Source organism: Winogradskyella sp. 3972H.M.0a.05 (assembly GCF_040493455.1).
Classification (GTDB): Bacteria; Bacteroidota; Bacteroidia; order Flavobacteriales; family Flavobacteriaceae; genus Microcosmobacter.
On the sequence record NZ_JANFDA010000008.1, the window covers coordinates 148,995 to 158,202 of the forward strand.

A 9,208-nucleotide genomic window follows, 5' to 3' on the forward strand; every position below is an offset into this window, starting at 1 on the left:
TTTTCAACTATTTTCAATGGAGCATTTCGTAGTATCGGCACGTAAGTATAGACCACAAACCTTTAAGGATGTTGTAGGTCAACAAGCTATTACCAATACGCTTCAGAATGCTATTGAAAATAACCATCTTGCACAAGCACTACTCTTTACAGGACCTAGAGGAGTTGGTAAAACTACATGTGCTCGTATTCTGGCAAAAATGATTAATAGTGATGGCTCTGAAGCTACTAGCGAAGAAGATTTTGCTTTTAATATTTTTGAATTAGATGCCGCTTCAAACAACTCTGTAGATGATATCAGGAATCTTACAGATCAGGTTCGTATTCCACCACAAGTTGGAAAATATAAAGTCTACATCATTGATGAGGTTCACATGTTGTCTCAAGCCGCTTTTAATGCGTTTCTTAAGACGCTCGAAGAACCGCCAAAGCACTGTATTTTCATTCTGGCAACTACAGAAAAGCATAAAATTATACCTACCATTTTATCGCGCTGTCAGATCTTTGACTTTAAACGAATCTCTGTAAAAGATGCCAAAGAGTATCTAAAGTATATTGCAGATGAGCAAGGCATTCAAGCTGAAGATGATGCATTGCACATCATTGCTCAAAAGGCTGATGGTGCAATGAGAGATGCGCTTTCAATCTTTGATCGTGTGGTGAGTTTTTCAGGTAAAAACTTAACCAGACAAGCTGTGACTGAAAACCTAAATGTGCTTGATTACGAAACGTATTTCACAAGTACAGATTTAATCCTTCAGAATAAAATACCAGAATTGTTATTGCAATTCAACAGTACATTATCAAAGGGGTTTGATGGTCATCATTACATCTCAGGTTTAGCTAGCCATTTTAGAGATTTATTGGTTTGCAAAAACCCTTCTACAATTGAATTATTGGAAGTTGGAGAGCAAACCAAAGTAATATATCAAGAGCAGGCACAATTGGCCTCGCAAGAGTTTTTACTCAAAGGTATTCAGTTAGCTAATGATTGTGATCTAAAATATAAGACCAGTAAGAATCAAAGACTGCTCGTAGAACTTTGCCTTATGCAATTAGCCTCTATCACTTTTGATGGAGAAAAAAAAAATAGCAAACATTTCATAATTCCGCCATCTTATTTTAAGTCTAAAGGTGTAGCTCCAATTCCTGTCCAAAGACCAGACACTATTAGTGAACAACCACAGGAACCAATTTCAAAAGAACCAGTTACTGAAATTAAAGAAGTGCCTGAAGAGGTTCAAAAACCAGTTATAGAAGAAGTCGTTAGTACTCCCGAACCAGTAATAAATCTCTCTATTACTAAACCTTCTAAATCCTCTTCTGGATTATCCTTGAGTAGCATCAAAAAGAAAAAAGAGCATCTCATTAAACAAATGGATGTTATCATAGATGAAGAAGAATTACCAAAAGATGATTTTACCGAAGAACAGATGGTTAGCGTATGGAATGAATATGCGCAACGCCTCGATAAAAAGGGAGAAAAAATAATGGCATCTATCTTACAAATGGATGTGCCAAAACTGAGAGATAATAAGATTTGTATTGAACTTTCTAATTCCACACTAAAGGTTGAGTTAGAACGTGCACAATATCCATTAATGAAATATCTAAGGAAGTCGTTAAACAACTATGATATTGTGTTGGATATTACTGTGAATGAAGAAATCGAAAAAAAATACGCGTTCACTACTCAAGAAAAGTATGAAAAACTAAAAGAGAAAAACCCAAATATTGAACTTTTAAAGAAAACCTTTGGACTAGATATATGAAAAAGTTAATCCTACTTATTGCTATAATTTGTGTTGGTTTTATGAGTTGTCAAGACAGGAAAACTCAAAGTCAGGCATTGAGAGAAAGCATTGAAAAATTTAAGGCTGAAACTACTATTGAAAAAGTAGCTTATTTCCCTGAAGCATATTCTGAACGTGTTACAGATTCTATTCTGAGCAATGGAATTAAAGTAAAAGTTAAGGAATATACTGATATGAAAGATGCTGTGTTGAATACATTTAAAGAAGACATTATCTCATATAAATATTACTATAGAAATGTCTTGTCTGAAGTAACTATCAGAGACAAAAACAATACATTGATATTTGATAAAACAATCAACAAAAATTTTGTTTTAAATGCAGATGAATCGTTAGAAGGTTTTTTAGCCAATTCTGTGTGTATGGGATTATGGTTAGACCAATCAAAATCAGATGACAAAAATACTTACCTGTTAACCTCCTATTGTCTTCCTGAGTCTGATGAATGTCTTGATTATAACATCATCATAGATTCTAACACTGGAAAATACAGATTAATACCTCTAGAAGAACATGCTAGGACTTAAGCTTCCAACCGATCCTCGTTGGGTAAATATTGTAGAAAAGAATATTGAAGAAATCCTAACCGATCATGCGTATTGCGAGCAAAAAGCAGCAAGTACAGCAATATCGCTTATAGTAAGTTTTCCTGAATATACAGATCTAGTTAAAGAAATGACTGCCTTAGTGAAAGAAGAAATCAGTCATTTTAAAATGGTTCATGATAAAATCATTGAGCGAGGTTGGGTGCTTGGTAGAGATCGAAAAGATGATTATGTGATACAATTGGTTAAATTCTTTCCAAAAGGTGGAAGTAGAACTACCCAATTGGTACATCGGCTATTATATGCTGCGCTTATAGAAGCAAGAAGCTGCGAGCGTTTTAGGTTACTTTCTGAAGAATTAGAAGATAAAGAGTTAGCAGATTTCTATCGCAAGCTTATGGTGAGCGAAGCTAACCATTATACCATGTTTCTCGGATTTGCCAGACAGTATGGAGACCGAAAAGAAGTTGATAAAAAATGGCAGCAACTTTTAGAATATGAAGCAGATATTATGAAAGACTTGAGCAAAAAAGAGACCATACATGGATAAAAAAAGCCCTGGAATTGATACCAGAGCTTTGGGGATATAATTCAACGTTGAATTAATAGCTTATATCTTATAGTTTATACCAAATTGTATTACACCTGTCTTGGCTTCTGGAAATCCTGGTTCGTCATCAAACACATTGGAGAATCCATAATTATATCGTGCATCTAAAGCAAATTCGTCTGTAATTGCATATTCAATATAACCTACACCAGAGAACACCATATTCTTAAATCCGTCATTTTTCTTATTGACTTTAAGTCCAGCTTGAGGTCCAATACCTAAGCCTAGTTTTTCAAAAAACGTATACTTTAACAATACTGGCAGATTTATATAATCGTTTCTAAATCCTTCAAGATTGGCACCTTCTCCAGAGAATTGAAGTTCTGGAACCAGTGATAGTTTCTCAGTTAATCCGTATTCGATAAACACTCCAAACACAAATCCATTTCTGTGTTCATTTCTGACGATCGGAGTCCCTTCATAATCCATATTAGAAATAGACATTCCGGCTTTTACACCATACTTAACATCTTGAGCTGTACAAAAAGAAATAGCGAAAAATAATATAAAAAGGGTAATTATTGCTCTCATGACATATAATGATTTGAGGCAATGAATATATATTCAAAAACTGCGAAAACTATTAAATTTTAGATGTTTAACTCAAAAAAGAAGATAAACGGCTAATTTTTAAAGGACTAAACTAGGAATCGTTTCTTGGTAAATACTCTTTATAATACCGTCGGAGAGTCCAATTTTAGGCACATAAATATGCTTTGCATTACTCCATTTCATGGCCGATAGGTAAATTCTTGTAGCTGGGATGATCACGTCTGCCCTATCCTGCTTTAGATTTAACTCAACAATACGCTCTTCGTAAGAATGTCGTTGGAGCATTTTGTAGAATGCACTTAGATAGAAATATGTTAAAGGCTCTCCAAAAGCTTTACCAGATATTTTGAAAATCTTATTGATATTTCCTCCAGAACCAATAAGTTCAATCTTATCATACTTAGACGTATGCTTTTCAATCCAATCCTTCAACTTGTTCCAGGTCTTCTCTTCTACCATGTCATTAAGAAGTCTTACTGTTCCGATCTTAGCGGACTTCGAAGCTATCTCCTTCCCTAAATGAATCACTGTAAACTCTGTACTTCCACCACCCACATCTACATATAGATAAGTTTTGTTTTCATCAATAAAAGAATGCAAATCTGTAGCAGCAATTATGGCTGCTTCAACTTCACCATTAATAATATCTATTTGTATCCCAGTTTGTTCTTTAATTAAGTTTGAAATCGCTACACCATTATCAGCTTCTCGCATTGCAGAAGTAGCACAAGCTTTATATTTAAAAACATTATGAGAGCGCATTAACAACTTGAAAGCTGTCATGGTATCGATCATACGTTTCTCATTTTCGGCAGAAATCTTTTTATTCAAAAACACATCTGCTCCAAGACGAATTGGAACCCTTACCAAAGAACTTTTTTTGAACTTTGGTGGCTGACCACCTTGCTCGATAACATCAGATATTAGAAGTCTTACAGCATTAGAACCAATATCTATCGCCGCATATTTTGCTATACTCAGCATATTAGTTCAATTGGTTTTTATAATATTTATAAGTATCGAATTGGGATCTTACAGTTGGAGCGCCATTTCGTTTATACTCGTTGTTTTGCTCTAAATTCAATAATCTGGCTTTGGTATTATCGTTCCAACAAATATCGAAAATATCGAGCAATTCTTGCTTAATATCTTCATCATAAATTGGACAAGAAACTTCTACGCGATTATCAATATTACGAGTCATCCAATCTGCAGAAGAAATGTAGATTTTTGGATCTTCATTATTGCAGAATATATACATCCTTGTATGCTCCAAGAATTTGTCAACAATACTTATAACTTCTATATTCTCACTCATTCCTTCAATACCAGGTACTAAGCAACAAATACCTCTAACCACCATTTGAATTTTCACTCCTGCTCTACTCGCTTCATACAATTTATCCACCATTTTATAACTAGATATACTGTTCATCTTAAGCTTAATATAAGCAGGTTTGCCATTTCTTACATTCTCGATTTCATTATCGATGAGCGTGAACAACTTTGATCTAGTATAATGAGGCGAAGTGATAATATGCTTATAGCGGTACATTTTATAACTAACCTCAAAGAAATTAAAGACCTTATTAATATCTCTTAGTATTTTTTGATTGGCAGTGAACAATGTAAAGTCTGTGTAAATCTTTGCCGTAGATTCATTAAAATTACCTGTACTGATAAAACCATAGCGCTTCATCTTATGATCTTCTTCACGTTCAATAACGCACATTTTACTATGCACTTTTAAGCCTTCAACACCAAAGTGTAAGTTAATGCCTTCCTTCTGCATTTGCTCTGCATAATTGATATTGGCTTGCTCATCAAAACGTGCTCTTAGTTCTATAGATACAGTAACTTGCTTACCATTTTTTGCAGCATTGATTAATGAACTGGCAACATGCGAAATCTGAGCCAATCTATAAATGGTGATTTTTATGGTTTTTACTTTAGGATCTAAAGCAGCTTCCCTCAAGAACTTCACCACATAAGCAAAGGTGTGATAAGGTGTATATAATAGGTAGTCTTTTTCAGCGATTTCATTAAAAATACTGGTTTCTAGACTCAACCCTTTTATCTTAAGTGCTTCAATACGGTCGTATAATAAATCTTTTCTACCCAAACTTGGGAATCCCATGTAGTCGCGACGGTTATGGTAACGTCCTCCAGGAATTATACTATCCTTAGAGTCTATCCCCATTTTCATCATTAAATAATCTAGAGTTTCCTCGTCTATGGTTTTATCATATACAAAACGAACTGGCTCTCCTATTTGTCTGTCTTTTACACTATCAGAGATTTTCCTTATGAAACTTTTAGAAAGGTCACTATCGAAGTCTAACTCTCCATCTCTAGTAATTTTGACCATATGAGCCGAAATAGAATCATAATCAAAAATGTTATAAATATCGTCCAAACAATAGCGTAGTAAATCATCTACCATAATGATATACTTATTGTCATCTACACTTGGCAGCTCTATAAAGCGATCCATCTCTCTTGAAATCTCTATTAAAGAATATTGATTCTCGCCACTATTCATTACCATCTTCACGGCTAGATAAGCAGCACTATCCTTTAAAACAGGAAGTTCTACGTTATCATTTAATATTAGGGTAACTAAGGCTGGACTTATATTCTGAAGGAAATAATCCTTGATAAATTGCTTTTGAAAATCTTTGATCTGCGTTTCATTAATAATATGAATTGCTTCAGACTTTAATTCCGCTTCAATTTCTCTAAGTATAGATTGGCTTTCACTTTGTTGCTTTATCACTACATCCGTAATCTTCTCGAGCAAATCACTAGCCTTGATACCACCTAGTGCATTTTTCCCTCCTTTTCCAGCTTGGTCGATACGCTTTACCGTAGCATATCTTACTTTAAAAAATTCATCAAGGTTATTAGAGAAAATTCCCAAAAAACGAAGTCTTTCAATTAGCGGTACTGTCTTATCCGCAGCTTCTTGTAATACTCTAGCATTAAACTGTAACCAGCTTAACTCTCTGTTGATGTAGATATTTTTGTCTTTAGTCATTCTTAAATTGCTTAGGAAAAATAGTCAACTTAGTTTTTCCCTGTTGTAATGATTTCCAATTATCGATTTCAAACTCAATCATAACTAATCCAGAAGTCGGTAAGTTATCTATGAATTTATCGCCAAATATATTGGAAATAGATGTGAAAGCATGGTTATGACCAAAAATGATAATGTTTTTATAATTATCGTCTAAAGATTTTATAAAGTTGATGACACTTTGGCCTCCAAAATCGTATAGGTCTTCGACAATTAGCAACTTTTCCTCTTTAATCCCCAAATGTGTCATAAATAACTTACAAGTATTTAATGCCCTATTTGCAGGGCTAGAGTAAACAAAATCCAGATTAAAATCAATGGCTTTAAAAGCTTTTGAAACCAAGGCAATATCATTGATACCCCTGTTTTTTAGAGGCCTTTCCCTATCACTGACATCATATTCCCAAGACGATTTACCGTGTCGTATTAGCACTAGTGTTTTCATATCAAATATCGATTAAATGCATTTTTTTCCGATTAAATGTTGCATAATTCCGTTTTAACGATTATTTTGCGTCCTTTAACATTTATATTTGGCTAAGGTTTTAGTTATAATTTGTTTTGTTATAGAAATTAATCAAATGACCCCAAATCAAAAGCTAGTTAATCAATCCATCCCTGTACTGTTTATCGGTACACTTCCCTCTATTATATTTTTGATTTTGAAAGATAACACATTCAAGCGATGTGCGTGGCATTCTAAATTTAAAATATAGATTAAATCAAATAGTAAAAAATAACATCGCTTAGCGAAAAGTATATTGTTAATCCTTTTGTCTAATAGACAATAAAAGAAAGCATTATGAGAAATAAAGTTACTATATCTTTTTTCAACTGTGTTTTATTAGCCTTCATGTCTCTTGTATTTATTAATACTACTGAAGCACAAATACAAAATGAATCGGATGATTGGCCGAAACATCGAAAGCACTCCAAGGAGTTCATAGATGATTACAAGGCCGAGTTACAGAGGCGAGCGCTTTTGTATAGAAGAAACAGTGAGTTTTCTGCGAGAATGCCAGTTACTAATCCTGTAGGAACTTGTAATGTGATTACTTGTGGTTCTTTCAACTTAGAAGATACCGATCCAAATGATAATGGTTCAGATGACTTACAAACTGCTGTAGATGGTAGCTCCTACTCTGATGATGTAGTTTATGATTGCTGGAACGATACTGGTACAGTAGACTGGTCTGAAGGACAATATATTTCTTATTCTAACGAAGATGCAAATGTTGATACTCCAGCTATAATCTCCCCTTCTCCAGATGGTGGAGGATTTGCTATTTTCTCATTTAGAAACGAAGCAATAGAACAAGATCTTACTGTATTACCAAACTCTAACTATACGGTTTGTTTCGAAATTGCAGTAATTCCTAGATATAGTAATAGTGATGGAGAGTTTTCTGAATTTGAACCTAATCTTCAATTTGGTATTGGTTCAGGTGGTATTCAGCTAACTGATCCATTAATGTATACACACAATGATTTAAATATACACCCTGCTTCAGACTTCCCAACAGAATTATCAACCGATACATCTGGACCTTTTCAAAACCCAGGTGGATGGACAGAAATTGATCCTTTCTGGGAAACTGTATGTATAACATTCCAATCAGATAATACTGGAAGTGTAAACGTATTTTACAGAACTGGTAATCCAGGTAGATCAGTTGTTTTAGTGGATGGATTAAGACTTGCCTTAGAAGGGTATAGTAATCCACCAGATTTAAGTATTAATGGTAACATTACAATGAATGGAACAGCTACGTTCTGTGGTCCATTTAATGTAGATTTAGATTCTTATGTAGTTTCTTCTGGACCTGGTGGTTCTGTACTGACTTGGAGTACTAACCCTGACCCTCTAGCTACTGCTGACCATATCACGGATACAATGGTGAGCACTCCAGGTGTATACTATGTATTCTATTATAATCCTGTAGATAATTGTGCCTCACCAACTGCGGCATTAACCTTGGTAATTACAGATTTACAACTCTCCGTAGACACACTTGTTAATGCAGATTGTCCTGGAGACACAAATGGTTCTGTAACTGTAACACCTTCTGGTGGTACTGCACCTTACGAATATTCTATTGATGGAGGTAATAATTATCAAAGTTCAGCAACATTCAATAATTTAGCTGAAGGTGATTATACCATTACCGTTAGAGATGCTAACAATTGTACAGCTACTGTAGATTTTACTATTGCTGCAGATGATAATGAATCGCCTACAGCATCAAATCCATCTCCTATTAATGTAGAATGTATAGATGATGTACCTTCTCCAGATATTACTGTGGTAACAGATGAAGCTGATGATCAAACTGCTAACCCAACTGTTGCACATGTTTCTGATGTGTCAGATGGAAATACGTGCCCAGAAGTAATAACAAGAACATATAGTGTTACTGATGATTGTGGAAATTCAATTACTGTTGAACAAACTATAACTGTTAATGATCTTACTGACCCAACATTTACGGTTCCAGCTGATCTTACTATAGAATGTGATCAGGATGAGACTGATTTAGGTCTTACTGGTGATGTAACGGACGAGGCGGACAACTGTGATACGACTTTGGATGCGACTTACTCTGACAGCGTTG

Annotated in this window: 8 protein-coding genes; 4 read left to right on the forward strand and 4 right to left on the reverse strand. The window is 34.6% G+C overall.

Annotation, left to right across the window (positions count from 1 at the left end):
- Positions 1-16: 16 nt before the first annotated feature.
- The 3 genes from NCE97_RS14660 to NCE97_RS14670 are packed head-to-tail and all read left to right on the forward strand — an operon-like array spanning position 17 to position 2,908.
- Complete coding sequence (locus NCE97_RS14660) at positions 17-1,771, forward strand: DNA polymerase III subunit gamma/tau (RefSeq protein WP_353780035.1); 1,755 nt, start codon at positions 17-19, stop codon at positions 1,769-1,771.
- Positions 1,768-2,340 carry a hypothetical protein gene (locus NCE97_RS14665; RefSeq protein ID WP_353780036.1) on the forward strand — a complete coding sequence of 191 codons (573 nt, stop codon included), beginning with the start codon at positions 1,768-1,770 and terminating at the stop codon, positions 2,338-2,340. Before NCE97_RS14660 ends, NCE97_RS14665 begins: the two co-directional genes overlap by 4 nt.
- The gene (locus tag NCE97_RS14670; RefSeq protein WP_353780037.1) at positions 2,327-2,908 is read left to right on the forward strand and encodes a MiaE family protein; all 582 of its coding nucleotides are present in this window, start codon (positions 2,327-2,329) and stop codon (positions 2,906-2,908) included. Before NCE97_RS14665 ends, NCE97_RS14670 begins: the two co-directional genes overlap by 14 nt.
- 60 nt (positions 2,909-2,968) lie before the next feature.
- Here the strand turns inward: NCE97_RS14670 and NCE97_RS14675 are convergent, their stop codons facing one another.
- The 4 genes from NCE97_RS14675 to NCE97_RS14690 form a co-directional block, all read right to left on the reverse strand.
- Positions 2,969-3,499: a porin family protein gene (locus NCE97_RS14675; RefSeq protein ID WP_353780038.1), complete on the reverse strand. Its 531-nt coding sequence runs from the start codon at positions 3,497-3,499 to the stop codon at positions 2,969-2,971.
- Between the two features lie 99 nt (positions 3,500-3,598).
- The gene (locus NCE97_RS14680) at positions 3,599-4,504 is read right to left on the reverse strand and encodes a Ppx/GppA phosphatase family protein (protein WP_353780039.1); all 906 of its coding nucleotides are present in this window, start codon (positions 4,502-4,504) and stop codon (positions 3,599-3,601) included.
- Position 4,505: 1 nt separating this feature from the next.
- Positions 4,506-6,557: a polyphosphate kinase 1 gene (gene ppk1 / locus NCE97_RS14685; RefSeq protein ID WP_353780040.1), complete on the reverse strand. Its 2,052-nt coding sequence runs from the start codon at positions 6,555-6,557 to the stop codon at positions 4,506-4,508.
- Complete coding sequence (locus NCE97_RS14690) at positions 6,550-7,041, reverse strand: SixA phosphatase family protein (protein ID WP_353780041.1); 492 nt, start codon at positions 7,039-7,041, stop codon at positions 6,550-6,552. The genes ppk1 and NCE97_RS14690 overlap by 8 nt, the downstream gene beginning before the upstream one ends.
- Positions 7,042-7,398: 357 nt before the next feature.
- Between NCE97_RS14690 and NCE97_RS14695 the strand changes: the two genes are divergently transcribed.
- Positions 7,399-9,208 (forward strand): HYR-like domain-containing protein (locus tag NCE97_RS14695; RefSeq protein ID WP_503066146.1); only part of this gene is annotated, 1,810 nt, incomplete at its 3' end.

Coding starts and splice junctions, on each gene's coding strand:
- NCE97_RS14675 (WP_353780038.1), bottom strand. CDS start 3,499: ATGAGAGCAATAATTACCCTTTTTATATTATTTTTCGCTATTTCTTTT.
- NCE97_RS14660 (WP_353780035.1), top strand. CDS start 17: ATGGAGCATTTCGTAGTATCGGCACGTAAGTATAGACCACAAACCTTT.
- NCE97_RS14670 (WP_353780037.1), top strand. CDS start 2,327: ATGCTAGGACTTAAGCTTCCAACCGATCCTCGTTGGGTAAATATTGTA.
- NCE97_RS14665 (WP_353780036.1), top strand. CDS start 1,768: ATGAAAAAGTTAATCCTACTTATTGCTATAATTTGTGTTGGTTTTATG.
- ppk1 (WP_353780040.1), bottom strand. CDS start 6,557: ATGACTAAAGACAAAAATATCTACATCAACAGAGAGTTAAGCTGGTTA.
- NCE97_RS14690 (WP_353780041.1), bottom strand. CDS start 7,041: ATGAAAACACTAGTGCTAATACGACACGGTAAATCGTCTTGGGAATAT.
- NCE97_RS14680 (WP_353780039.1), bottom strand. CDS start 4,504: ATGCTGAGTATAGCAAAATATGCGGCGATAGATATTGGTTCTAATGCT.